This window comes from Streptococcus mobilis (assembly GCF_059727625.1).
Window position 1 is genome coordinate 1,801,356 of the sequence record NZ_AP041823.1, and the last position, 22,955, is coordinate 1,824,310.

The 22,955-nt window shown below is 41.7% G+C and carries 26 protein-coding genes; 9 read left to right on the forward strand and 17 right to left on the reverse strand.

Annotated elements, in window-relative coordinates:
* Positions 1-29: 29 nt before the first annotated feature.
* From rimP to AC6IZR_RS08655, 5 genes are all read right to left on the reverse strand, one after another.
* Positions 30-509, reverse strand: coding sequence for a ribosome maturation factor RimP (rimP, locus tag AC6IZR_RS08635; RefSeq protein WP_021154518.1), 480 nt, complete (start codon positions 507-509; stop codon positions 30-32).
* Between the two features lie 97 nt (positions 510-606).
* Positions 607-1,242 (reverse strand): tRNA (guanosine(46)-N7)-methyltransferase TrmB, encoded by a 636-nt coding sequence (gene trmB, locus AC6IZR_RS08640; protein WP_024056398.1) that lies wholly within the window; start codon positions 1,240-1,242, stop codon positions 607-609.
* Positions 1,239-2,033: a cell cycle regulator CcrZ gene (gene ccrZ, locus AC6IZR_RS08645; RefSeq protein WP_003003852.1), complete on the reverse strand. Its 795-nt coding sequence runs from the start codon at positions 2,031-2,033 to the stop codon at positions 1,239-1,241. Before ccrZ ends, trmB begins: the two co-directional genes overlap by 4 nt.
* A gap of 40 nt (positions 2,034-2,073) precedes the next feature.
* Entirely contained in the window at positions 2,074-3,129 is a 1,056-nt protein-coding gene (locus tag AC6IZR_RS08650; protein ID WP_497848443.1) for an ABC transporter permease, read from the reverse strand.
* The gene (locus AC6IZR_RS08655) at positions 3,126-3,857 is read right to left on the reverse strand and encodes an ABC transporter ATP-binding protein (protein ID WP_049472475.1); all 732 of its coding nucleotides are present in this window, start codon (positions 3,855-3,857) and stop codon (positions 3,126-3,128) included. Before AC6IZR_RS08655 ends, AC6IZR_RS08650 begins: the two co-directional genes overlap by 4 nt.
* Before the next feature lie 67 nt (positions 3,858-3,924).
* Between AC6IZR_RS08655 and AC6IZR_RS08660 the strand changes: the two genes are divergently transcribed.
* Positions 3,925-4,338, forward strand: coding sequence for an HIT family protein (locus AC6IZR_RS08660; RefSeq protein ID WP_003012582.1), 414 nt, complete (start codon positions 3,925-3,927; stop codon positions 4,336-4,338).
* 12 nt (positions 4,339-4,350) lie between these two features.
* Positions 4,351-4,641, forward strand: coding sequence for a hypothetical protein (locus tag AC6IZR_RS08665; protein WP_462129093.1), 291 nt, complete (start codon positions 4,351-4,353; stop codon positions 4,639-4,641).
* 21 nt (positions 4,642-4,662) lie between these two features.
* On the opposite strand, the gene lytR is transcribed toward AC6IZR_RS08665, so the two are convergent.
* The 4 genes from lytR to AC6IZR_RS08685 form a co-directional block, all read right to left on the reverse strand.
* Positions 4,663-5,856, reverse strand: coding sequence for a glycopolymer--peptidoglycan transferase LytR (lytR, locus tag AC6IZR_RS08670; protein ID WP_371585618.1), 1,194 nt, complete (start codon positions 5,854-5,856; stop codon positions 4,663-4,665).
* A gap of 13 nt (positions 5,857-5,869) precedes the next feature.
* Positions 5,870-6,400 (reverse strand): GNAT family N-acetyltransferase, encoded by a 531-nt coding sequence (locus AC6IZR_RS08675; RefSeq protein ID WP_497848444.1) that lies wholly within the window; start codon positions 6,398-6,400, stop codon positions 5,870-5,872.
* Positions 6,393-6,848, reverse strand: coding sequence for a tRNA (adenosine(37)-N6)-threonylcarbamoyltransferase complex ATPase subunit type 1 TsaE (gene tsaE / locus AC6IZR_RS08680; protein WP_031575203.1), 456 nt, complete (start codon positions 6,846-6,848; stop codon positions 6,393-6,395). The genes AC6IZR_RS08675 and tsaE overlap by 8 nt, the downstream gene beginning before the upstream one ends.
* Positions 6,849-7,231: 383 nt before the next feature.
* Positions 7,232-8,653 carry an NCS2 family permease gene (locus AC6IZR_RS08685; protein WP_497848445.1) on the reverse strand — a complete coding sequence of 474 codons (1,422 nt, stop codon included), beginning with the start codon at positions 8,651-8,653 and terminating at the stop codon, positions 7,232-7,234.
* A 175-nt stretch (positions 8,654-8,828) separates the two neighbouring features.
* On the opposite strand from AC6IZR_RS08685, the gene AC6IZR_RS08690 reads away from it, so the two are divergent.
* From AC6IZR_RS08690 to serS, 7 genes are all read left to right on the forward strand, one after another.
* Positions 8,829-9,641, forward strand: a complete 813-nt coding sequence (locus tag AC6IZR_RS08690) for a Cof-type HAD-IIB family hydrolase (RefSeq protein ID WP_497848446.1) — start codon at positions 8,829-8,831, stop codon at positions 9,639-9,641.
* Positions 9,642-9,831: 190 nt separating this feature from the next.
* Complete coding sequence (gene adhP / locus AC6IZR_RS08695; protein WP_003003874.1) at positions 9,832-10,854, forward strand: alcohol dehydrogenase AdhP; 1,023 nt, start codon at positions 9,832-9,834, stop codon at positions 10,852-10,854.
* Between the two features lie 373 nt (positions 10,855-11,227).
* Complete coding sequence (locus AC6IZR_RS08700; RefSeq protein ID WP_003003964.1) at positions 11,228-12,217, forward strand: PTS sugar transporter subunit IIB; 990 nt, start codon at positions 11,228-11,230, stop codon at positions 12,215-12,217.
* 27 nt (positions 12,218-12,244) lie between these two features.
* Positions 12,245-13,048, forward strand: a complete 804-nt coding sequence (locus AC6IZR_RS08705) for a PTS mannose/fructose/sorbose transporter subunit IIC (RefSeq protein ID WP_003003888.1) — start codon at positions 12,245-12,247, stop codon at positions 13,046-13,048.
* Positions 13,049-13,066: 18 nt separating this feature from the next.
* Complete coding sequence (locus AC6IZR_RS08710) at positions 13,067-13,978, forward strand: PTS system mannose/fructose/sorbose family transporter subunit IID (RefSeq protein WP_070586274.1); 912 nt, start codon at positions 13,067-13,069, stop codon at positions 13,976-13,978.
* Between the two features lie 80 nt (positions 13,979-14,058).
* Positions 14,059-14,427, forward strand: a complete 369-nt coding sequence (locus AC6IZR_RS08715; RefSeq protein ID WP_023920226.1) for a DUF956 family protein — start codon at positions 14,059-14,061, stop codon at positions 14,425-14,427.
* Between the two features lie 217 nt (positions 14,428-14,644).
* On the forward strand, positions 14,645-15,922 hold the full coding sequence (gene serS, locus AC6IZR_RS08720; protein ID WP_155200065.1) for a serine--tRNA ligase: 1,278 nt from the start codon (positions 14,645-14,647) through the stop codon (positions 15,920-15,922).
* 42 nt (positions 15,923-15,964) lie between these two features.
* Here the strand turns inward: serS and AC6IZR_RS08725 are convergent, their stop codons facing one another.
* From AC6IZR_RS08725 to fabD, 8 genes are all read right to left on the reverse strand, one after another.
* Positions 15,965-16,735, reverse strand: coding sequence for an acetyl-CoA carboxylase carboxyl transferase subunit alpha (locus tag AC6IZR_RS08725; RefSeq protein ID WP_151191458.1), 771 nt, complete (start codon positions 16,733-16,735; stop codon positions 15,965-15,967).
* Positions 16,728-17,594 (reverse strand): acetyl-CoA carboxylase, carboxyltransferase subunit beta, encoded by an 867-nt coding sequence (gene accD, locus AC6IZR_RS08730; protein WP_003003810.1) that lies wholly within the window; start codon positions 17,592-17,594, stop codon positions 16,728-16,730. The genes AC6IZR_RS08725 and accD overlap by 8 nt, the downstream gene beginning before the upstream one ends.
* 103 nt (positions 17,595-17,697) lie before the next feature.
* Positions 17,698-19,062, reverse strand: a complete 1,365-nt coding sequence (locus tag AC6IZR_RS08735; protein ID WP_497848447.1) for an acetyl-CoA carboxylase biotin carboxylase subunit — start codon at positions 19,060-19,062, stop codon at positions 17,698-17,700.
* A 13-nt stretch (positions 19,063-19,075) separates the two neighbouring features.
* Positions 19,076-19,501, reverse strand: coding sequence for a 3-hydroxyacyl-ACP dehydratase FabZ (fabZ, locus tag AC6IZR_RS08740; RefSeq protein WP_003004019.1), 426 nt, complete (start codon positions 19,499-19,501; stop codon positions 19,076-19,078).
* Complete coding sequence (gene accB / locus AC6IZR_RS08745; protein ID WP_070586272.1) at positions 19,498-19,986, reverse strand: acetyl-CoA carboxylase biotin carboxyl carrier protein; 489 nt, start codon at positions 19,984-19,986, stop codon at positions 19,498-19,500. Before accB ends, fabZ begins: the two co-directional genes overlap by 4 nt.
* A gap of 3 nt (positions 19,987-19,989) precedes the next feature.
* Positions 19,990-21,222, reverse strand: a complete 1,233-nt coding sequence (fabF, locus tag AC6IZR_RS08750; protein ID WP_497848448.1) for a beta-ketoacyl-ACP synthase II — start codon at positions 21,220-21,222, stop codon at positions 19,990-19,992.
* A gap of 61 nt (positions 21,223-21,283) precedes the next feature.
* Complete coding sequence (gene fabG, locus AC6IZR_RS08755; RefSeq protein ID WP_497848449.1) at positions 21,284-22,018, reverse strand: 3-oxoacyl-[acyl-carrier-protein] reductase; 735 nt, start codon at positions 22,016-22,018, stop codon at positions 21,284-21,286.
* A 12-nt stretch (positions 22,019-22,030) separates the two neighbouring features.
* A complete protein-coding gene (gene fabD, locus AC6IZR_RS08760; protein WP_061455934.1) occupies positions 22,031-22,951 on the reverse strand; it encodes an ACP S-malonyltransferase in 921 nt (306 codons plus the stop codon).
* Positions 22,952-22,955 lie beyond the last annotated feature (4 nt).

Sequence of the window (22,955 nt, forward strand, 5' to 3'; positions counted from 1 at the left end):
ACTATAAAGGCATCCTTTCTTTCATTCTGTTACAATTTTACAGCCAACCTTGCTTTGGACACAAGGTTATAAGGAATTTCTACAGTTTTCTTTCGTGTTTTATCCATATACTCAATGGTCAAAACATCCTCTTCAAAACCTACCAAGTTCCCCTCAAAGACCTTTTGCTTTTCAACAGCCTTGTACAAACTGATATTGACATACTTGCCAACAGCTCCCTCGAGTGCTTCCTTGGTTTTCAATGGTCTCTCCAAGCCAGGACTGGTAACTTCTAAAAAGTACTGTTCTGGAAATGGGTCTGGTTTGATTTGATCCAATAGCGGGCTAATGATTTCTGTCAAATCCGCTGTATCATTCAGTGTGATCCCTTCTGGTTTGTCTACGAAAATGCTTAAGACGTAGTCACCACCCATTTTGCCATATTCAACATCGACCAATTCAAATGGTTCCTTTATAGCTGGCTGAATCACTTCTGTTACTAAGTCAACAATCGTTGCGATGGTTGCCACCTCCTCATAGATAAGAGGCGAAGATATTTCCCCGCCTCTCCTTTTCTATTCATTTAAGGTATTATAACACGATTCCCCAACGATTGCAAGGAATATGCTAAAACTGTGCTTCTACACGGTAAATGACCTGTCCTTTACTTGAGAACTTTTTCTCATATTCCGTCATGACATTCCCCTCAAAATCACTAGCATGAAGGTCTAGCCAGACACCCTTCAAAGTCATTCCGTATTGAGAAAAGCTCACCAAACTGTATTCAAACAGACCTCGATTATCTGTTTTAAAGTGAATCTCCCCATGTTCTGGAAGGATTTGCTTGAAGGTATCCAAGAAGGTCTTGTAAGTCAAACGGCGCTTCTCATGACGTTTCTTAGGCCATGGATCTGAAAAATTCAGATAGAGTTGATCAATTTCCCCATCTTCAAAATAGTTGGTCAAGCTATCTCCGTCTACCCAAAGCAATTTAATGTTAGGAACATCAGCTTCTAAGACCTTATCTAAAGCATAACTCAAGACCGATTTTTGAATATCAATTCCGATGTAGTTGATCTCTGGATTGGCCTTGGCCATCCCAGTAATAAAGGCCCCTTTTCCGCTACCCACTTCGATATGAATAGGATGGTCATTCCCGAAAATTTCATGCCACTTTCCCTTGGCATCTTCTGGATTTAGGACCACATATTGCGGGTTCGCTTCTAATAATTCAGTCGCTCCCTTGCGATTTCTAACTCTCATATTTCCTTTCCATATTTCAACCGGAAATTGCGCAGAGCATAGATCTCGCGATTGACATTTTCTAAATCATTATTTTCATAGTATTTAGCAATTTGGCACAAGAAAGAGTATTGACCAAACCAATAGAGTTTATCAAATACTTTTTGATTGTACTTGTAGCCATAATAGCCTAACCAATCGCGCCAATTAGAATCTGGGATATAGTGACTCAAGATATGCGCCACATCCAACATCCGGTCTGTCAAACGAACAGAGTCCCAATCGACTAGATAAATCAAGCCGCTCTCTGTCTCAATCCAGTTACTATGACGAACATCCCCGTGAACGATCGTCGCATAATCCTCCCGGAAGGCAGGCACTGTCTTACGTAAATTCTTTACGACTGATTGGATATAGTGGTTCTGACGTAGGGCAATTGGTAACCGATTGCTCCAAGAATTGAGCAATTCTAATGGAGATTCTACAGGATAGCCAAGTTTTTTCAATTGGGTCATCAAAGGTCTAGAACGGTGCAATCTCGTTAAAATATTGACGACTTGTTTTTTCGACATCCCATTTGGCGTGAGAATTTCCCCATTCAACCATTCTTGGGCACTCATCACATTTCCATCTGGCAATCGTCGACTCCATAACAATTGAGGAGCAATCTGTTCTTTTGCTAGACCCGCAAGGATTGGGGTCGTATTCATTTTTACAAAAACGCGCCCACCATCTGGGTAGGTCCCCATGTAGGCCTTCCCACTCTTCCCAGGAATTGGGGTGAGGCTTAGCTCTTTTTCATTCGAGTCCATCTTTTCCTCCGTAAAAAGTTTCCAATCTATTTTACTAATTTTAACGACTTTCGTCAACCAAGCGCGCCATCTTAAATGGAAGATAGAGTAGGATTAAAGCAACTGTATAAGCCAATAAGCCTAACAACAGGACTTTATCTGAAATAAAGACCAGGCCAATTCCCCCTTCTATCACCGTTACCATCCCCATGACCAGCTGAATCGTTTTGTTCAACCCTGCCTTTTTACTGCCCTTTTTCATTGGGAAAAGGAGGGTCAAGGGTTGGTAATCAAAAGCACTGTATAGCCCCAGTAATTGAAAAATAACCAAGTAATTGAGCAAGGCTACAAGAGCAATCACTACGAGAGGCTGGGGAATAAAGATGATAGCGAAAATGGAAAGAGCCAAGAGTCGGAGAGTCATAGAGAAAAGATCTCCATTCCGTAGGAAGGAGCGCATATATAAGTGAAGCCACGTATTGCCATGTGTTTTGGGAAGAAGCCCTAAGAAACCATCCAAGTAAGCTCTTCTTTTAACACTGTTAGTAATACCTTTCACCGTTGTAAACAAGGCAAAGAAACGAAGAATCAATTGTTTCCTTGCATTCTCACGAGCAATGGCCAAGGTCCAATTCAAATTTCCATCCTGGTAGAAGCGCGCTTCCTTCCAGCTAAAAACAGCCCCTTTAGCCACTCCTAAGACAAGGATATAAGCTACAATAGCAAGTTTATCCAGCCCCGTTGCCAGAAGAAGAGGCACAAATAATAGAAGGACAAAACTTTGAATCAAAAACCAAAACACAAAAGACTTCTTGGCCTGCCCTTTGATATAACGTTTCACTTCCTCTTCCTTTACTAAAAGGAATAAAGCATCGGGTTTCTCTAAGTAGGTCGCAATGGAGCCTATCGGAACCAAGAGGAGCAAACCAATCATGAGACTCCAGCGGATCAGGCTTGTATCTTTGGGTAGATCTTGCAAGAATTGGCTGTATTGAACTGCCAAAAATCCTATGAAAATCAGCATAAAGAGGACGAAATGATCATTGAGAACATAGCGGCTATATTTTACACATTGAGTTCGAAACGTTTCTTGCCGTTTTTTCATCAACTCTTTCATGCTGTTTCCTCTTCTGTCAAGGTCATGTAGATATCATTTAGACTTGCTTTCTCATCCCCAAAAGTTGAACGCAGCTCGTCCAAGGTCCCTTGTGCTCGGATCTGACCCTTATGGAGGATCACAAAACCATCACACATCTTTTCAGCCGAATCCAGAACGTGGGTACTCATCAAAATCGATTTCCCTTTTGCTTTCTCATCGGCCAATAACTGAATCAAATCTGCAATCGCAACAGGATCCAATCCCAAAAAGGGTTCATCGACAATATAAAGACTTGGATCCACTGCATAGGCGCAAATAATCATGACCTTTTGCTTCATCCCTTTTGAAAACTGGGTCGGGAACCAATCTAATTTTTCAGCCAAACGAAATCGTTCCAATAAAGGCTGGACGCGCACCATGACCTGATCCATGTCTAAATCATAGGCCATAGCTACGGTCTCGATATGCTCTCTCAAGGTTAATTCTTCATATAGGCTAGGGGTTTCTGGAATATAGCCGATTTTTTTACGATAGTCTGTTGGAGCTTCTGGCAGACTCAGGCCGTCAATCCGTACTTCCCCAGCATAAGGATGCAGGAGACCAATAATTTCATTAATCGTGGTTGACTTCCCAGCTCCATTTAGTCCAATCAAACCAATCAGTTGGCCATCCGGAACTGAAAAGCTCACCTCTTTCAGGACAGGGATGTTGACATAGCCCCCTGTCAACTTGTTGATTTCTAACATATTTTCTCCGATTTCTGGTATAATGTTCTTATATTATAACAAAATTTAGTCTAAATGAGGTGTATTTATGGTTGATGATTGTATTTTTTGTAAGATTATAGCTGGCGACATTCCTTCCTCCAAAGTCTATGAAGACGAGGAAGTTCTCGCATTTTTGGACATCTCTCAGGTTACCCCAGGTCATACGTTAGTGGTGCCAAAAAAACACGCTCGCAATCTATTAGAGATGGACGAAACCGCCACAGCTCAACTATTTGCACGTGTCTCTAAAGTTGCTAAAAAAGTAGAAGCTGCTACCCAAGCTAAAGGAATGAATATCATCAGCAACATGGAAGAGGTTTCTGGACAAACCGTTTTTCACACACATGTCCACATTATCCCTCGCTATTCCGATCAAGATGAGCTTGCCATTTCATTTACTGAACACGAGCCTAATTTTGAACAACTAGCAGTTCTCGCAGAAACCATCAAAAACAGTTAAAAAGGAGGCCATATGAAACTCAAAAATCTCTTTTGGTTTGCAACAGGAGCTAGCATGAGCTACCACCTAGTAAAAAACCGCAAAGAAATTAAAACAGAGGTGACTGAATCCAGCCAATTGGTCAAGGGAATTCAAGATAACCTAGCAAAAATCCAACGCAATCTGGATATTATCCAAGACCAAAAGACCAATCTTCAAGAATTGGTAACGGATTTCCAATACAAGACCAAACTATTTAGTCAACAAGCAACAGCTTCTCTAAAAGAAATTCAAGACATCTGGCAACCAAGTAAAAACGATTGAGAAAACTCAATCGTTTTTTTCTTATTCTGAAGGCACCGTAGGTGTCACACTGCTCGACTCTGTAGCTGCAGGAGCAACTGGTGTCACTGGTGCAACAGAACTTTGAGGTGTCACCACTCCCGTATCCTGGGTCGATGGTACAACTGGTAGTTGGTTAAACTCTTGGTAAACAGGTGCTTCCTCAGATGAGGCCGCTGGCGTATCATTTTGAGAAGAAGCACTCTTCAACTCTTCATCTCCATCTAATAGGTAAGCATTGGTTTTCAATGTTTTAATTTCTTTCATCCCCAAAGCTTTGCGGATGATATTTTGAATTTTCAAGAGATGTTTTGAAGTGACAATCTGATAACTTCCGCCATCTGCTAAGGTGGCATCTTCTCCTTTCAGCTGGTACTGATGAATCGTTGAAAGGGCATCTTTATATCCTAACAATTGAAGAAGACTGTTGCTATCAAGTGAAATGTTGGTTTGCATATTGTCACTAACAGACTCAATGATTCCTTTGTAGTGACTCAAACTATTGAGGCTTAAAACTTTCTCAACAATCTTTTTGATCACTTCACGTTGGCGTTTTTGACGTCCATAGTCTCCTTCTGGGTCTTGGTAGCGCATGCGTGAATAAACGAGAGCTTGGTCCCCATTAATCTCCTGACGTCCTGGTGCGATCTTAGCCGTATATTCTGGCTCATTTTCCTCGATCGAGATATCGAAGTCAAATGGATTGTTAACCGTGATACCACCAACCTTATCCACTAATTGAACCAATCCCTTCATATTGATCATGACATAGCGGTCAATATGGATATTCAAAAGATCTTGAATGGTCTTAATGGCTAACTTGGCACCACCTTGAGCATAAGCCGAATTCAATTTTGCTTGGACCGTTTCGCCATCTGAAGTAATATTGGTTAGGATATCTCTTTCCAAGCTCGTCATGGTTGTTTCTTTTGTTTGAGGATTGACAGTCACCAAAATCATGGTATCACTATTGCCGGCCCAAGGATCTTCCCGAGAACCGCTACCTGTATCAACCCCCATCAAAAGGATAGTCATCGGCTTGTTTTCTGCAATGACATTGGTCTCATTTCCAAAGCCTTTATAGGTCTTACTGAGAGTCCCAGTCGTTTGGTTTAGGATGGTAAGGCCATAGGCCCCAATCCCAATCACTGTTACCGTCAATAAGCTCAAAAACATCAAAATAATTTTTTTAACCATTTAGAATCTCTCTCTAATCTATCAGTTTCCCCATAAGGTAAACATCTAAGAATTCTCCTTCAGCTGAACAAGCTCCACGAGCTTGACAACCTTCGATCTCAAAACCTAACTTTTTATACAGGTGAACTGCTCGTTCATTGCGCACTTGGACATTCAAGACTAGTTTCCTAAGAACACCCGTCGAGTGCGCCCACTCAATTCCTTCTTCCAACAAGATCTGTCCAAGCCCTTGATTCCAATAAGCTTTTTGAACCACAATAAAGACATCACCAATATGCCGAACAGACCGTTGAGAAGCTGCAGTGATATTTAACAAAGCTGCCAGTTCCTGATCTAGAAATAGCAAGAGGCAAATCCGATTTTCCGCCATTTCTTGCACCATTAGAAATTGCTCCATGTCTGCTGGAGACATGCCAATTCCAGCTTCATCTAGCGTCATGTAATCTGACTCTTTCCCAACTTGATTTAAGAAATCAACGACAAGAGCCGCGTCTGCACTGTCAGCTTGCCGAATTTCTAATGTTACTTCCTTTTCCTTAGTCATCGGTTTTTTCCACCTGCTCAAAGGATGCCAGCAAAGCTTCTGCACGCGCTCCATGAGCTTCAAAAGCTAACTCTCGCCCATCTTCTAATTTTCGGATAAAAATTTTTAGATAAGCATCCGAGAGACTCGGCTCAATCAGCTCTCCCCATTCAATAATGGTAGCACCATCTCCAAATAGAAAATCATCTAAATCAATAGAATCTGGATCATTCCCAATCCGGTAAACATCCAAATGGTATAAAGGCAAGCGACCTTCGTATTCACGAACAATGGTATAGGTCGGGCTTTTAATCATCTGATCAATCCCTAACCCCTTTGCAATTCCCTTGGTAAAGGTCGTTTTTCCTGCCCCTAGATCACCTGATAAGATGATCACGTCTTGCTTTTCTAAGAGTTTTCCTAGCTGTTTTCCTAGAGCGATCAGCTCCGTTTCATTGTGACTAATCATTTCTCTATTATACCAAACTTTTTAAAAATCTGCTCTTTCTTTTAGAAATTGTTCGACTCAGGTTTGCTTTTTAGATAGATAGACAAACTATTTCAAAGTAAAATAAGTTAAGTGATTCTGCAAAAAAAAAATAAATTTGAGTTCCAATTTTTAAATCGATTTAAGAAAATACTGAAACTTTCCGCTGTGAGAAAAGTGCCTGAAACAATAACGTTTCAGGCACTCGGAATTATTGAGACCTTAGGCTCAATAATTAGTCATGGAACTTCAAAGAAGTTCGCTGACGTCCGTACTCACCTAAGGAATGTTTTTGGTATAACTTTGTCTTCAATCTGAAAGGAATGGGAGACAACTCCCATTCCTTTTTGGCACTTTCCTGATGCTTAATTCAAGGCCATGCTAACGTAGTTTAAAATAAAGAGAACATCTAGGATCCAAATCATGCTGTGCACTTCTTTGGCTTCTCCTTTAACCACTTTCACCAAGCTATAGGTGATAAATCCAGCAGCGATCCCTTGTGTAATCGAGTAGCTGAAGCCCATAAAGATAGAAGTGAAGAAGGCAGGAACGGCTTCTGACATATCTTCCCAATGGATATTTTTCAAGCCACTCAACATCATGATCCCAACAACAATCAAAATTGGAGCTGTAGCAGCGGTCGGTACAATCGCCAACAAAGGACTAAAGAGACTTGAAATAGCAAAACAAATCGCTACAACCAAGGCTGTCAGACCAGTGCGTCCACCAGCTCCAATACCAGCTGCAGATTCAACATACGTCGTTACGTTTGAAGTTCCTGCAATGGCTCCGACTGAAGTCGCTACAAGGTCTGAATAGAGGGCCTTATCTAATTTCACTGATTGATGGTTTTCCCCATTCGTCGCAACAATCCCAACTTTTTCACCCGTACCGATCAAAGTTCCAATTGTATCAAAAATATCGGTCAAGGAGAAGGCTAAGATTGCCATTAAGGTTTCAGGCAAACGAGAGGTATTTGAAATCAAGGAACCCAATCCTTTCGATCCCAAAGCTTGACCAAAGATCGTGCCTAAATCATTAAAGGCAGCTCCTAGATGATTACTTGCAAAGTCAATTTTAGTGATATCAACAACATGGATGAGAATTCCAAGCACAGTCGTTACTAAGATAGAAAGGATAATCCCTCCCTTAATCCCTTTGACAACAAAGAAAATAGTAATCGCAAGACCAACAAGAGCCAAGAGGACAGCTGGATTGTTAAAAGCAACCAATCCAGGAACAGCAGATGCATTGGCTGAGATCGTTGCATTCGCCTTATCTGCTCCTTCTCCAACCACTGTATAGGTATGAGGGTCAATCGTGAATTTCAAAAATCCCGCATTCTTAATTCCAACATAGGCCAAGAAAATCCCGATCCCAGCTGAAATAGCAGAGCGAAGAGCGGTCGGAATCGATTCGATGATCATCTTCCGAACATTTGTCAATGTGATAATCAATGAGATCACACCACAAATGAAGACCATTCCCAAAGCTTCCTGCCATGAGTAGCCCATACCAAATACAACGGTAAAGGTAAAGAAGGCATTCAAGCCCATCCCAGGTGCTTGTGCATAAGGTAAATTGGCATAAAAAGCCATCATCAAGGTTCCGACAACGGATCCAATAATCGTTGCAAGGAAGACCCCTTGAGCTGGCATACCTGTTTGTGACAACATTTGAGGGTTTACGAAGAGGATATAACTCATCGCAAAAAAGGTTGTCAAACCAGCAAGAACCTCTGTTCGAACAGTGGTTCCATGTTCTGAAAGTTTAAAAAACTTATCCATTTCAGAATAAACTCCTTTTTCATCATTCTCGCTCCCAATCAATTTGCGAACGTTATATCTATTCTATCAAAAGATCTTTCGTCTTTCAAGAAATCCCGCTTCTCTTCTCGATTTTTGAGCGCTTTTCCGATTTTTCTGATATAATGGTCTCATTCTTCTCGAAAGGAACTGAAATATGCATAAAAAGATGATCGCTCTAGATCTAGACGGTACCCTCTTAAATTCCGAAAGCAAATTGAGCGACTTTACCATTGAGACCATTAAAAAAATTAGTGCTCTTGGCCATAAAGTTATTATTACAACAGGCCGCCCCTACCGTATGGCACATACCTACTACAAACAACTAGAGCTAGATACTCCGATGATCAATTTTAACGGCTCCCTTACGCATCTACCTGAGAAAAAATGGGTGGATGAACAATGTTTGACTTTAGATAAAAAATACCTGTTAGATATGGTCGCCAACCGAGACACCATCCAGGCTGACTTTATAGCAGGCGAATACCGCAATAAATTCTTTATTACCGATCCAAATGAGCACGTCGCAGATCCTAAATTATTCGGTATTGAGGCTTTCCAACCAGAAAATCAATTCAACCCCGAACGGGTAACGAGCGACCCAAACTGTATCCTCTTTCAAACGAAAGCGGAAGACAAATATGCTCTGGCAGATGAAATGAATCGGCATTATGACTACAATCTGTCTATCAATACTTGGGGTGGTCCCTTAAATATTCTGGAATGCAATCCCAAAAATGTGACCAAAGCATCTGCTCTGACCTACCTTCTAGATAAACTCAATATGGATCAGAAGGATTTGATTGCCTTTGGAGACGAGCACAACGATACCGACATGCTAGCTCTCGCTGGTCATGGATACGCTATGAAAAATGCTAGCTCCGTCCTTCTCCCTTATGCAGACTCCGTCATAGATTTCACGAATAACGAAGACGGTGTCGCGCGCCAACTCATTCAATTATTCTTATAAAACTAACAGACATGAGTTATCCCCTCATGTCTTTTTCTGCGCCAAATCCTTAATCGGTTAATCAATACCGCCCTTTTTTTCCATTTTTTTCATTGCCTCGTCATCTAGTTTGTGATATTATTAACATAGTTATTAAAGAAGCGCTTTCAAAAATTTTAAACCGCTTCTCGTTCACTTAAGGAGGAACAAAATGAAAGCTGTTGTTGTAAATCCAGAAGGTACTGGTGTTGAAATCGTTGCAAACAAAGACATGCGTCCACTTGAAACAGGGGAAGCACTTGTTCAAATCGAATACTGTGGTGTCTGCCACACTGACTTGCACGTTGCTCACGGGGACTTCGGTAAAGTTCCAGGCCGTGTTCTTGGACACGAAGGAATCGGTATTGTTAAAGAAGTTGCTCCAGATGTCAAGAGCCTAAAAGTTGGGGATCGTGTCAGTGTCGCATGGTTCTTCGAAGGATGTGGAACTTGTGAATACTGTACAACTGGTCGTGAAACTCTTTGCCGTACTGTAAAAAATGCTGGTTACTCTGTTGATGGAGGGATGGCTGAACAATGTATCGTTACTGCAGATTACGCAGTGAAAGTACCTGAAGGATTAGATCCAGCCCAAGCATCTTCTATTACGTGTGCAGGTGTTACAACTTACAAAGCCATCAAAGAAGCCAAAGCTGAACCAGGACAATGGATCGTTATCTATGGAGCTGGTGGACTAGGAAACTTGGCTGTTCAATATGCTAAGAAAGTCTTCAACGCACATGTCATCGCTGTCGATATCAACAATGATAAACTAGAATTGGCGAAAGAAGTTGGTGCAGACTTTGTCATCAACGGTCGCGAAGTCGAAGATGTCCCAGGATTGATCAAAGAAAAAACAAACGGTGGAGCTCACTCTGCTGTCGTAACAGCCGTTTCTAAAGTAGCTTTCAACCAAGCAGTAGATTCTGTTCGTGCTGGTGGCCGCGTGGTCGCAGTTGGTCTTCCTTCTGAAATGATGGACCTCAGCATTGTGAAAACTGTATTAGATGGTATCCAAGTCATTGGTTCTCTTGTAGGAACTCGTAAAGACTTGGAAGAAGCTTTCCAATTTGGTGCAGAAGGCTTGGTAGTCCCTGTCGTTCAAAAACGTCCAGTAGAAGATGCTGTCAAAGTCTTTGACGAAATGGAAGCCGGAACCATTCAAGGACGTATGGTACTTGACTTTACAAACTAAACAACTGAACCTACAGGACTAGCCCAACTGGGCTAGTCTTTTTGAGTGCTCTCAATCACTCTCATATACAATTTGTTATATATTTATTTTTGTTTTCGAGAATATCGTTTGATTCTCGGAATCTTTTCATTGAGAACAAAATCCTATAAAACATATCTATTATTGATTTTTTAAGCATCAACAAGTAATAAACAAAATTCATTCAAGAGCATTCTTTTTCTATCTAACGATGATTTAATATAATAAATCAATGTTTTTACATCGAGATTTTGATAGAAAAATTGACTTAAGTGTGGAAACGATTTATAATAAAGTAGCTTAAAGTTTTCTTAAACTGAAAGTCAAACAAATTTTATAAGGAGGAATGTCAATAATGAGTATTGGTATCATTATTGCTAGCCACGGTGAATTTGCAGCTGGAATCCACCAATCCGGCTCGATGATCTTTGGGGATCAAGAGAAAGTTCAAGTGGTTACGTTCATGCCAAGTGAAGGCCCGGATGATCTCTATGCTAAATTTAATGCAGCTGTTGCCGCATTTGATGCAGAAGATGAAGTCTTGGTTTTGGCTGACCTTTGGAGTGGTTCTCCATTTAACCAAGCAAGTCGCGTCATGGGAGAAAATCCAGATCGTAAATTTGCGATCATCACAGGATTGAACCTTCCGATGTTGATTCAAGCTTATACAGAACGTTTGATGGATGCAAATGCCGGCGTTGATCAAGTCGCTGCAAACATCATCAAGGAAGCAAAAGACGGTGTCAAAGCCCTTCCAGAAGAATTGAATCCTGTTGAAGAAGCTAGTACAGCCACTGCTGCTCCTGTAGCCCAAGCTGCTATTCCAGAAGGAACGGTTATCGGAGATGGAAAACTCAAGATTAACCTTGCCCGCTTAGATACACGTCTTCTTCATGGACAAGTCGCAACTGCTTGGACACCTGATTCAAAAGCCGATCGGATCATTGTTGCTTCAGATTCTGTTGCTAAAGATGAACTCCGTAAGGAATTGATCAAACAAGCGGCACCGAATGGTGTGAAAGCAAACGTTGTCCCAATTCAAAAATTGATCGACGTTGCAAAAGATCCACGTTTTGGAAATACCCATGCTTTGATCTTATTTGAAACACCTCAAGATGCTCTTCGCGCCATCGAAGGTGGTGTTCCGATTAAAACCTTGAACGTTGGTTCAATGGCCCACTCAACTGGTAAAACCATGGTGAACAATGTGTTATCAATGGATAAAGATGATGTGGCTACATTTGAAAAAATGCGTGATCTTGGAGTTGAATTTGACGTCCGTAAAGTGCCAAATGACTCTAAGAAAGATTTGTTTGACTTAATTAACAAAGCTAACGTTCAATAATCGATTACTTACGAAAGGATTTTAAACATGTCTATTATTTCTATGGTATTAGTGGTCGTTGTTGCCTTCTTAGCAGGTCTTGAAGGTATCCTTGACCAATTCCAATTCCACCAACCCCTTGTTGCTTGTACCTTAATCGGTTTGGTAACAGGTAATTTGACTGCTGGCATTATGCTTGGTGGTTCACTTCAATTTATTGCACTTGGCTGGGCAAACATTGGTGCCGCAGTTGCACCCGATGCTGCCCTTGCATCTGTCGCTGCTGCCATCATCATGGTACTTGGGGGAGACTTCAGTACAAAAGGAATCGCTGTCGCTCAAAGTGTCGCTATTCCACTTGCAGTTGCTGGTCTTTTCTTGACCATGATCGTCCGTACCCTTTCCGTTGGTTTGGTTCACACTGCCGACGCTGCTGCTAGAAAAGGGGATATCAAAGGTGTAGAACGCGCTCACTTTGTGGCCCTTCTTCTTCAAGGTCTTCGTATCGCCATTCCTGCAGCCCTCTTGTTGATGATTCCTGCTGAAACTGTCAAAACTGCTCTTGAACAAATGCCAAAATGGCTCTCTGATGGAATGCAAATCGGTGGTGGTATGGTTGTAGCCGTTGGTTATGCCATGGTTATCAACATGATGGCGAGCCGTGAAGTATGGCCATTCTTTGCCATCGGTTTTGCTCTTGCAGCTGTTAGCCAATTGACCTTGATTGCCCTTGGAGCAATTGGTGTTGCCCTTGCCTTGATCTACCTTACTCTTTCTAAGAAAGGTGGCAATGGAGGTGGCGGTGCCGCTACTTCTAACGATCCAATTGGCGACATTCTCGAAGACTATTAAGAAAGGTGTGACACTATCATGACTGAAAAATTACAATTATCTAAATCAGATCGTCAAAAAGTTTGGTGGCGTTCAACCTTCTTGCAAGGTTCTTGGAACTATGAACGGATGCAAAACTTGGGTTGGGCTTACTCATTGATCCCAGCTATCAAAAAACTCTACACAAAGAAAGAAGACCAAGCGGCTGCTCTTGAACGTCACATGGAATTCTTTAACACTCACCCATACGTTGCCGCTCCTATCATCGGGGTAACACTTGCTCTTGAAGAAGAAAGAGCAAACGGTGCTGCGATTGACGATGCTGCCATCCAAGGGGTTAAAATTGGTATGATGGGTCCTTTGGCGGGTATCGGAGATCCAGTCTTCTGGTTTACAGTACGTCCTATCCTTGGTGCCCTTGGTGCATCACTTGCTGCGTCTGGTAATATCCTTGGTCCACTTATCTTCTTTATCGCATGGAATGCAATTCGTATGGCCTTCTTGTGGTACACGCAAGAACTTGGCTACAAAGCAGGTTCTGAAATTACCAAAGATATGTCTGGTGGGATCTTGCAAGACATCACTAAAGGGGCTTCTATCCTTGGGATGTTCATCCTCGCTGTTTTGGTAGAACGTTGGGTATCTATTAAATTCGTCTTCAATGTTTCTTCTGTCAAATTAGCCGATAAAGCTTATATCCACTGGGATAAACTTCCTGAAGGATACAAGGGTATCCAAGAAGCCTTCGCTCAAGTTGGTTCAGGCCTATCTCAAACACCTGAAAAAGTTACAACTTTCCAACAAAACTTGGATTCATTGATTCCTGGTTTGATGGGATTGCTTCTTACTTTTGCTTGTATGTGGTTGTTGAAGAAAAAAGTATCTCCAATCACTATCATCATCGCTCTCTTTGTAATCGGTGTATTAGCACACGTTGCTGGCTTGATGTAAGCAAAGATCAACAAAAAAGAAGGTTTCGGCCTTCTTTTTATTATGATATAATGGAGTGAACAGCAATACAGGAGGATCTCATGGCTCAATCATTGAATAAAACCGTTGAATTCCATACTACAGGGGTTTCTTACCTTGGAGTGGGGGGAAAGGTTGGAAAAATCCTAGTCGGGAATGCCGCTTTTGAATTTTATGCGGATGCAAATGTAGAAGACTACATCCAAATTCCCTGGCAAGAAATCGAGCGAATCGGAGCCAATGTATCCGGACGTAAAATTAGCCGCCATTTTGAAATCTATACCAGAGAATCAAAATTTCTCTTTGCTTCAAAAGACTCTGGAAAAATTTTAAAGATTGCTCGGGAACATCTAGGAAATGATAAAATTGTCAAACTTCCTACGTTGATCCAAATCATCACGGCTAAAATTAAAAATCTATTTGCAAAATAGGATCTTTTCTTGTATAATAGACGCAAACGGATAAGTAAGTTAAGAGGTTCTTTCAGAAAGTCTGCGGTTGCTGCGAGCAGATAGAAATCTTAATTGAAATTCTACCGTTTCTTTAAAATACAATATCGAATCAAGTGCACACCTGTGAAGTTGGATGGAACCGTGGCTCTGCCACTCCAACACTCTAACAGGTGTGTTTTTTGTTAAAGGAGAAGCTATGTTAGATATTAAACGAATTCGTACAGACTTTGATGCTGTTGCTAAAAAATTGGCAACACGTGGCGTAGATGCAGCTATTTTGAATGAAATGAAAGAAATCGATGCTAAACGTCGAGATATCTTAGTCAAAGTAGAAAATCTCAAAGCAGAGCGTAACACTGTATCTGCTGAAATCGCACAAGCTAAACGCAACAAGGAAAATGCAGATGATAAGATTGCTGCCATGCAAACCCTCTCTGCAGAAGTCAAAGCATTGGATACAGAATTGGCTGAAATCGATGCCAAATTAACTGAATTCACTACTACCCTTCCAAATATCCCTGCTGATAGTGTCCCTGTTGGAGCAGATGAGGATGACAACGTTGAAGTTCGCCGTTGGGGAACTCCTCGCGAGTTTGACTTCGAACCAAAAGCTCACTGGGATTTAGGAGAAGACCTTGATATCCTTGACTGGGAACGCGGGGCTAAAGTCACTGGTGCTCGTTTCCTCTTCTACAAAGGTCTTGGAGCTCGCTTAGAACGTGCTATCTACAACTTCATGTTGGACGAACATGGCAAGGAAGGCTACACTGAAGTCATCCCTCCTTACATGGTCAACCATGATTCTATGTTTGGTACTGGTCAGTATCCAAAATTCAAGGAAGATACTTTTGAACTTAGCGATACCAATTATGTCCTCATTCCAACTGCTGAAGTTCCTTTGACGAACTACTACCGCGATGAAATTCTTGATGGAAAAGACCTTCCAATCTACTTCACCGCTATGAGTCCATCATTCCGTTCAGAAGCTGGTTCAGCTGGTCGTGATACTCGCGGCTTGATCCGTTTGCACCAATTCCATAAGGTTGAAATGGTGAAATTTGCTAAACCAGAAGAATCATATGATGAATTGGAAAAAATGGTTGTCAATGCTGAAAATATCCTTCAAAAACTGAACCTTCCATACCGTGTGGTAGCTCTCTCCACTGGAGACATGGGCTTCTCAGCTGCTAAGACTTATGACTTAGAAGTGTGGATTCCAGCGCAAAACACCTACCGTGAAATCTCAAGCTGTTCCAATACAGAAGATTTCCAAGCTCGCCGTGCGCAAATCCGCTACCGTGACGAAGCAGATGGTAAAGTCAAACTTCTTCACACTTTGAACGGTTCAGGGTTAGCTGTTGGACGTACCGTCGCTGCTATTCTTGAAAACTATCAAAACGAAGATGGTTCTGTAACCATTCCTGAAGTTCTTCGTCCATATATGGGTGGCGCTGAAGTCATCGCACCAAAATAAAGTTTAAAAAAACTGAGACTTGCAAATTGCAAGCTCAGTTTTTTAATATTTACGAAAACGTTGGTAGCGTTGCTCCAGAAGCTCTTCGAGAGGTAAGGCTTGTAAAACCTTTAACTCTTCCTGTAATTCCTTCTTCACTTGAGCCAGTAGTTCTCCATTTGAAAATCCATGCTCGGGAATCACCTTATCGACAATTTCCATATTTAACAATTCGTGAGAAGTAATCTTCATCAACTCTGCTGCTTCCATGGCACGACTTCCATCTTTCCAAAGAATAGAGGCAAAACCTTCTGGACTCAAGACCGCATAGATGGAGTTCTCAAGCATCCAGACCTTATCTGCCACAGCAAGAGCCAAGGCACCACCAGAGCCACCTTCTCCGATGATAATCGCGATAATTGGAACTTTTAGATCACTCATTTCCATGAGGTTGCGGGCAATGGCTTCACCTTGTCCTCGTTCTTCAGCTCCAACACCAGGATAAGCACCCGCTGTATTGATAAAGGTCACAACTGGACGGCCAAATTTCTCTGCTTGCTTCATGAGGCGCAGAGCTTTTCGATAGCCTTCTGGATGGGGTTGCCCAAAATTACGTTTTAGATTATCCTGAAGATTTTTTCCTTTTTGGATTCCAACGACTGTAACCGTTTGACCGCCTAAGCGTCCAATCCCACCAATCACCGCACCATCATCACGGAAGTTTCGATCTCCATGCAATTCGATAAAATCATCAAAAATTCCTTGAGCAAAATCAAGCGCAGTCAATCTTCCTTGGTCACGTGCCTCTTTAATAATCTGTGTTATTTTACTCATGTTTACCTCCATGAAGGGCCAATAATTGTCCAACCGTTGCTCGGATTTGGCTTCTCTCCACGATCAAGTCTACAAATCCATGTTCTTGTAGAAATTCTGCTTTTTGGAAATCATCTGGCAATTTTTCACGCACAGTTGATTCGATCACGCGTCGACCAGCAAAGCCAACCAAAGCCTGACTCTCTGCCATGATAATATCACCCTCCATAGCAAACGAAGCTGTCACCCCACCTGTTGTCGGATCTGTCAATACCGTCAAATAGAATAATTTTTCTTTAGAATGACGTTGAACAGCCGCAGAAATTTTTGCCATTTGCATCAAACTCACGATTCCTTCTTGCATCCGAGCACCACCGGAAGCGGTAAAAAGAACAACTGGCAATTTTTCTTTTGTCGCAAATTCAAATAAACGAGTAATTTTTTCGCCTACTACAGAACCCATTGAAGCCATGATAAAGTTGGAATCCATGATCCCAAGCGCAACTTTTTGTCCTTTAATCAAGGCAGTTCCAGTCAGAACAGCTTCATCCAGTCCTGTCATTTCCCGCACTGCTGCTAGTTTCTTCTTATAATTTGGGAAATTCAAAGGATCTGTTGTTTCGATTCCTGTAAACATTTCTTCAAAGCTAGCCGGATCCACTGTCAGCGCCAAGCGTTCTTTAGCAGAAATACGGAAGGTATAGCCACAATTCGGGCAGACACGCTCACTACCTAAATCCTTTTGGTAAATGGTATGTTTACAACCTGGGCATTGTGAAAATAGTTCATCAGGAACTTCAGGTTTTGGCTGAGGCTCCTTCCAGGCTGACCTATTCGGATTGATCCGAATATATTTATCTTTTTTAGAAAATAATGCCATTACTTACTCCTTATAATATGCTACAGTATCTGCAGCATTACTATAAAAGCCTGAAACTGTGAAGATGATGTTCATACTTCCCTCACAAGTCCAGGCTTTTTCATCATTCCTTATTATAATTTGGAAGGAATTGTTCCATCAAAAATGCAGTGTCATAATCACCAGCGATCACATGTGAATCTGAAATCAAATCCAACTGGAAACTGCTATTGGTTATGACACCATCGATTTCCAACTCATAAAGAGCACGCTGCATTTTCATCAGTGCATCAAAGCGATTTTCACCATGGACAATGATCTTAGCAATCATACTATCATAGTATGGCGGAATCGTATAACCAGGATACACAGCAGAATCCACACGCAAGCCAACCCCACCACTTGGAAGATAGAGATTAGTGATCTTACCTGGGCTTGGTGCAAAGTTAAAGGAAGGATTTTCCGCATTGATCCGGCATTCAATCGCATGACCTTTAATGACAATATCCTCTTGAGTAACGGATAATTCTTGTCCAGCTGCGATTTTAATCTGTTCCTTAACGATATCAACTCCTGTTACAAATTCCGTGACAGGATGCTCTACTTGCACACGGGTATTCATTTCCATAAAGTAGAACTCACCCTTGCCTTCATCATACAAGAATTCAATCGTTCCAGCATTCTCATACCCAACTGATTCAGCAGCCCGAACAGCAGCAGAACCAATTTGATTACGAAGAGTTTTTCCGATAGCAATTGAAGGGGATTCTTCTAGAACTTTTTGATTGTTCCGTTGAAGAGAGCAATCGCGTTCACCTAAGTGAATGACATGTCCATGCTGATCCGCTAAAATCTGTACTTCAATGTGGCGTGCCGGATAAATCACCCGCTCCATATACATGGCACCATTCCCAAAAGCAGCTTGAGCTTCTGAGGAAGCAGATTCAAAAGCAGCAACCAAATCTTCTGATTTTTCAACCTTCCGAATTCCCTTACCACCGCCTCCTGCAGATGCTTTCAACATCACAGGGTAACCAATACGCTCTGCAATCTCGAGGGCTTCTTCAGCAGTATACACTTCACCATCTGATCCAGGAATAACAGGCACTCCTGCTTTGATCATCTGTTTACGAGCATTAATCTTATCCCCCATCAAATCCATGACTTTAGCAGAAGGACCAATAAATTTAATGCCCACTTCCTCACACATGGTCGCAAATTTTGAGTTTTCACTTAAAAATCCAAAACCAGGATGGATAGCTTCTGCTCCTGTTAGAACAGCTGCAGACAAGACAGCACTCATATTCAAATAAGATTCTGTTGATTTAGCAGGGCCAATACAGACTGCTTCATCCGCTAGTAAGGTATGCAAGGCTTCTTTATCAGCAGTAGAATACACCGCAACCGTCTCGATGCCAAGTTCACGAGCCGCACGAATAATGCGTACTGCAATCTCACCACGATTGGCGATTAAGATCTTACGAAACATAGATAGGCCTTTCTTAATTTCCAATTGCAAAAGTAAGCGTTCCTGAAGCTGCAAGCTTACCGTCTACCTCTGCTTTCGCTTCAACAACAGCAATGGTTCCACGACGTTTGACAAAAGTAGCTGTCATCACCAGTTGATCTCCTGGAACGACTTGTTTTTTAAACTTCACCTTGTCCATCCCTGCATAAAAGACTAATTTCCCTTTATTTTCAGGTTTTGACAACTCTAATACACCTGCTGTTTGTGCCAAAGCTTCCATGATGAGAACACCTGGCATAACAGGATATTGTGGAAAATGTCCATTAAAAAATGGTTCATTAATTGTCACGTTTTTAATGGCAACAATCGTATCTTCGCTTGTTTCTAAAACGCGATCCACCAAAAGCATTGGGTAACGATGCGGCAAAGCCTCACGAATAGCATTAATATCAATTGTCATTTGATTCGAACCAATCCTTTTCCAAATTCAACCATTTCTTCATTCGTTACCAAAATTTCAGTGACTACCCCATCTTTTGGTGCTGGGACTTCATTCATCACTTTCATGGCTTCGATAATCAAGAGTGTTTGACCCTTAGTAACTTTGTCTCCTACAGATACAAAGGCTGGTTTATCCGGAGCTGGCGACAAGTAAGCCACCCCAACCAATGGACTTTCAACCACATCACCTTCTGCAGCCTGAGCTGGAGCAGCAACTGGTTCAGCCGCTACAGCTGGAGTTGCTGGTGCTTCAACAACAGGGGCTACTACAGGAGTTTGAGGAGTTGCTACCACTTCAACTGCAGGAGAAACCGGTGTAGTCGCAACTGAACTCGTTTGGTTTTTACTCAAATTCAATTCTTCGCCATTATTTTTATATGAGAATTCACGCAAAGTTGACGCATCAAATTGAGCCAACAAATCTTTGATTTCAGAAATATTCATGAATTAACCCTCCCAACGTTTAAAGGCCAGAACAGCATTGTGTCCTCCAAAACCAAAGGTATTTGAGATAGCATACTGAATATCCGCTTCTTGACCTTCATCATAAACAACGTTTGCTTCGATATAGTCAGACAATTCTTTGGTACCAGCAGTTTTTGGTACAAAGCTGTGACGAATCGCTTCGATAGTAGCAATCGCTTCAACCGCACCAGCAGCACCAAGCAAGTGCCCTGTAAATGATTTAGTAGATGATACAGGAACTTCTTTACCAAGTACAGAAACAATGGCACCACTTTCACCTTTTTCATTGGCAGGTGTTGATGTCCCGTGAGCATTAACATAATCAACATCTTCAGGTTTGATACCAGCTTCATTAATAGCCAATTTAATCGCTTTAGCCGCACCTGAACCATCTGGTGTTGGTGTTGTCATATGGTAAGCATCACAGTTTGATCCGTAACCAACAATCTCAGCCAAGATGTTAGCACCACGTTTTTGAGCATGTTCCAAGCTTTCAATAACGAGAACCCCTGCACCTTCCCCCATCACAAAACCATTACGGTCTTTGTCAAATGGAATAGATGAACGTTCTGGGTCTTCCGTTGTTGAAAGGGCCGTCAGGGCATTGAAACCACCGATACCAATCTTAGTAATCGAAGCTTCAGCACCACCTGCCAAAACAACATCATGCATACCAAATTTAATTTCACGGAAAGCTTCACCAATTGCATCATTGGCAGAAGCACAAGCTGTTGTCACGGATTTACATACCCCTTGAGCCCCAATCTTAAGTGCGATGTTTCCAGCCCCCATGTTTGAAAGAGCTTTTGGAATAAACATTGGTTGGATTCTCTTCATCCCACGTTCATGCATCCGGATAATTTGATCTTCCAATTCTTGCAAACCACCGATACCAGATGAGACAATCACACCAACACGATCGCGATCTTCTTCTTCCATGTTCAAGCCTGAATTTTCAATAGCTTCCATTGCAGCATAGATTGCATACAATGAGTAAGTATCCATACGATTTTGATCTTTTTTCACGAAATATTTATCGAATGGGAAATCTTGAATTTCACCAGCATTAAAGACTGGAATTTCAGAAGCATCAAATTTCGTAATAGGCTTGATTCCAATTTTTCCTTCATGAAGGCTATTCCAGAACTCCTCTGGTGTATTTCCGATTGGTGAGGTTACACCGTAACCTGTAACAACAACACGATTTGTAGACATATATATTCTCCTTTTGTCGGATGGATATTTAAGTAAGTGATTTTCGATCAGTGAGCATTCATTATTGCATAGTCATGCCGCCATCAATGGCAATTGTTTGACCAGTTAAATATTCTTGACCTGCTATGAAAGCCGCAACTTCTGCCACTTCTTCAGCTTGACCAATTCGTTTCATTGGCACTTGAGCTAGCATGGCATCTTTCATTTTCTCTGGAATAGCATCAGTCATATCTGATTCAATGAAACCAGGTGCAATGGCATTCACACGAACGCCACGAGCCGCAACTTCACGCGCTACTGATTTAGTGAAACCAATCAAACCAGCTTTTGAAGCCGCATAGTTAGCTTGACCGATATTCCCCATTAGACCAACAACAGAGGACATGTTGATAATGGCACCTTGACGAGCCTTAGACATCGGTTTTAAGACAGCTTGTGTCATATTAAAGGCACCGGTCAAGTTGATTTTCAAGACCCGTTCAAAATCTTCTTCAGTCATTTTCAACATCAACTTGTCGTTTGTGATGCCAGCGTTATTGACCAAAACATCAACACTACCAAGCTTTTCAATAGCTTCAGCAACCATACGTTGCGCATCTTCGCCATTAGAAATATCCCCAGAAATACCAACAACAGTCACACCATAGTCAGCAAACTGTGCAAGCAAGTCCTCAGAAATTTCAGAACGTCCATTTAGGACAACATTGGCACCGAGACTCGCAAATTTATGAGCCACAGCCAATCCAATTCCGCGTGTTGAACCTGTTACAAAAACATTTTTATTCTTAAGTTCCATCTTTACCTCGTTTTAAGCATTCAGAAGTGCATCTAGACTAGCCTGATCTTCGACGTTATGAGTTGGAAGAGTTTTATCAATTTTCTTCAAGAATCCTGACAAGACTTTTCCAGGTCCGATCTCGATGACTTCATCTACACCAAAGTCTTGAATCGTAGCAATTGAATCATAGAAACGAACCGGTTCTTTTACTTGACGTGCCAAAAGTGCTTTCACATCTTCTGACTTCATGATAGTAGCTTCTGTATTCCCAACTAAAGGAAGATCAAAATCATTAAATGATACTTTTTCTAGTTCAGCCGCCAATTTTTGACTAGCAGATTCCAGTAAAGCTGTGTGGAATGGACCTGACACATTCAAAGGGATCAAGCGTTTGGCACCTGCTTCCTGCAATAGTTCCACAGCATAGTCCACAGCCGCAACCTCACCACCAATCACAATTTGTGCTGGCGTATTGTAGTTAGCTGGTGTTACTACACCCTTTTCGGATGCTTGTTGACAAATCTCCTCGATCAAACTTGGATCTGTATTCATAACAGCAACCATTTTCCCACTTCCAGCAGGAGCTGCTGTTTCCATGAATTCACCACGTTTCGCAACCAAAGCTACTGCATCTTCAAACGAAAGAGCTCCAGCCGCAACTAAGGCAGAATATTCCCCCAAAGAGAGGCCGGCAACAATATCAGGAGTGATACCATTTTCTGCTAAGAGACGATAAATGGCTACTGACGTTGTCAAAATAGCTGGTTGAGTATAGCGTGTCTGATTCAGTTTTTCTTCGTTAGAATCAATCAATTCACGCAAATCATAACCTAGAATACGACTAGCCGTATCAAATGTCTCTTTAACAACGGGATAAGCCGCATACAAATCGCTCGCCATGCCCAATTTCTGAGCCCCTTGACCAGCAAATAAGAACGCACGTTTTGTCACTATC

What these genes read in the sequence shown, in the direction of transcription:
- trmB (WP_024056398.1), bottom strand. Translation starts at nt 1,242, where the DNA reads ATGAGAGTTAGAAATCGCAAGGGAGCGACTGAATTATTAGAAGCGAAC.
- ccrZ (WP_003003852.1), bottom strand. Translation starts at nt 2,033, where the DNA reads ATGGACTCGAATGAAAAAGAGCTAAGCCTCACCCCAATTCCTGGGAAG.
- AC6IZR_RS08650 (WP_497848443.1), bottom strand. Translation starts at nt 3,129, where the DNA reads ATGAAAGAGTTGATGAAAAAACGGCAAGAAACGTTTCGAACTCAATGT.
- AC6IZR_RS08655 (WP_049472475.1), bottom strand. Translation starts at nt 3,857, where the DNA reads ATGTTAGAAATCAACAAGTTGACAGGGGGCTATGTCAACATCCCTGTC.
- AC6IZR_RS08660 (WP_003012582.1), top strand. Translation starts at nt 3,925, where the DNA reads ATGGTTGATGATTGTATTTTTTGTAAGATTATAGCTGGCGACATTCCT.
- AC6IZR_RS08665 (WP_462129093.1), top strand. Translation starts at nt 4,351, where the DNA reads ATGAAACTCAAAAATCTCTTTTGGTTTGCAACAGGAGCTAGCATGAGC.
- lytR (WP_371585618.1), bottom strand. Translation starts at nt 5,856, where the DNA reads ATGGTTAAAAAAATTATTTTGATGTTTTTGAGCTTATTGACGGTAACA.
- AC6IZR_RS08675 (WP_497848444.1), bottom strand. Translation starts at nt 6,400, where the DNA reads ATGACTAAGGAAAAGGAAGTAACATTAGAAATTCGGCAAGCTGACAGT.
- tsaE (WP_031575203.1), bottom strand. Translation starts at nt 6,848, where the DNA reads ATGATTAGTCACAATGAAACGGAGCTGATCGCTCTAGGAAAACAGCTA.
- AC6IZR_RS08685 (WP_497848445.1), bottom strand. Translation starts at nt 8,653, where the DNA reads ATGGATAAGTTTTTTAAACTTTCAGAACATGGAACCACTGTTCGAACA.
- AC6IZR_RS08690 (WP_497848446.1), top strand. Translation starts at nt 8,829, where the DNA reads ATGCATAAAAAGATGATCGCTCTAGATCTAGACGGTACCCTCTTAAAT.
- adhP (WP_003003874.1), top strand. Translation starts at nt 9,832, where the DNA reads ATGAAAGCTGTTGTTGTAAATCCAGAAGGTACTGGTGTTGAAATCGTT.
- AC6IZR_RS08700 (WP_003003964.1), top strand. Translation starts at nt 11,228, where the DNA reads ATGAGTATTGGTATCATTATTGCTAGCCACGGTGAATTTGCAGCTGGA.
- AC6IZR_RS08705 (WP_003003888.1), top strand. Translation starts at nt 12,245, where the DNA reads ATGTCTATTATTTCTATGGTATTAGTGGTCGTTGTTGCCTTCTTAGCA.
- AC6IZR_RS08710 (WP_070586274.1), top strand. Translation starts at nt 13,067, where the DNA reads ATGACTGAAAAATTACAATTATCTAAATCAGATCGTCAAAAAGTTTGG.
- AC6IZR_RS08715 (WP_023920226.1), top strand. Translation starts at nt 14,059, where the DNA reads ATGGCTCAATCATTGAATAAAACCGTTGAATTCCATACTACAGGGGTT.
- serS (WP_155200065.1), top strand. Translation starts at nt 14,645, where the DNA reads ATGTTAGATATTAAACGAATTCGTACAGACTTTGATGCTGTTGCTAAA.
- AC6IZR_RS08725 (WP_151191458.1), bottom strand. Translation starts at nt 16,735, where the DNA reads ATGAGTAAAATAACACAGATTATTAAAGAGGCACGTGACCAAGGAAGA.
- accD (WP_003003810.1), bottom strand. Translation starts at nt 17,594, where the DNA reads ATGGCATTATTTTCTAAAAAAGATAAATATATTCGGATCAATCCGAAT.
- AC6IZR_RS08735 (WP_497848447.1), bottom strand. Translation starts at nt 19,062, where the DNA reads ATGTTTCGTAAGATCTTAATCGCCAATCGTGGTGAGATTGCAGTACGC.
- fabZ (WP_003004019.1), bottom strand. Translation starts at nt 19,501, where the DNA reads ATGACAATTGATATTAATGCTATTCGTGAGGCTTTGCCGCATCGTTAC.
- accB (WP_070586272.1), bottom strand. Translation starts at nt 19,986, where the DNA reads ATGAATATTTCTGAAATCAAAGATTTGTTGGCTCAATTTGATGCGTCA.
- fabF (WP_497848448.1), bottom strand. Translation starts at nt 21,222, where the DNA reads ATGTCTACAAATCGTGTTGTTGTTACAGGTTACGGTGTAACCTCACCA.
- fabG (WP_497848449.1), bottom strand. Translation starts at nt 22,018, where the DNA reads ATGGAACTTAAGAATAAAAATGTTTTTGTAACAGGTTCAACACGCGGA.